The organism is Klebsiella sp. YJ, assembly GCF_002108615.1.
Classification (GTDB): Bacteria; Pseudomonadota; Gammaproteobacteria; order Enterobacterales; family Enterobacteriaceae; genus Klebsiella; species Klebsiella planticola.
This window is the reverse complement of record NZ_MTEG01000119.1, coordinates 1-522: the sequence shown is the minus strand read 5'-3', so window position 1 is coordinate 522 and position 522 is coordinate 1. Positions and strand designations below refer to the sequence as shown.

Below are 522 nucleotides of genomic sequence, written 5' to 3'. Positions count from 1 at the left end.
TACAGTGATTGTAGAGACTTGCGGCTGCCATGAAAATTGATAGGCGAAACCCCTCTTGATCTGAGGTCTCGATAAAACTACTGTATATAAAAACAGTGTGCGCCGGGAGACCGGTAGAGATCAAGGGGTGAAAGTCCCCGACCATTGAAGGACCAGCAATCCACAAGGTCCCCGAGTCATGCGTTGCATACCGCGAGGTATGGGGCGAAGCGTTGACAGGGGTGTTGACAGGCCAGCCATTGAGCCACGAAATCTATATTAAATTACCGGGTGCCGACGTTGTACTGTTAACGGAAGGCAACATCATAGGGTGCGATACTGCGAGTGCCACATGGACCCGGCGGGGTCTGAGACCCTGGCATGTCAATACGATCTCTACGCGGGAACCGGGAGATCTCCCCTCTGACCATCTGCCAGTGTCGGAGATGGCCCGCACCGGGAAGACGAGGAGTCATAGCCGGTGATGTACGGAGAGGAGAAGTCGGACTCGCTCATAGTAGCGGCGAAGCAGGCGAACAACCC

The 522-nt window shown here is 54.8% G+C and carries 1 protein-coding gene; it reads left to right on the top strand.

Going from position 1 to position 522, the window contains the following annotated elements; all coding sequences use genetic code 11:
• Positions 1–460 precede the first annotated feature (460 nt).
• On the top strand, positions 461–522 hold a 62-nt coding region (locus BV390_RS32050), incomplete at its 3' end, for a hypothetical protein (protein ID WP_369804405.1).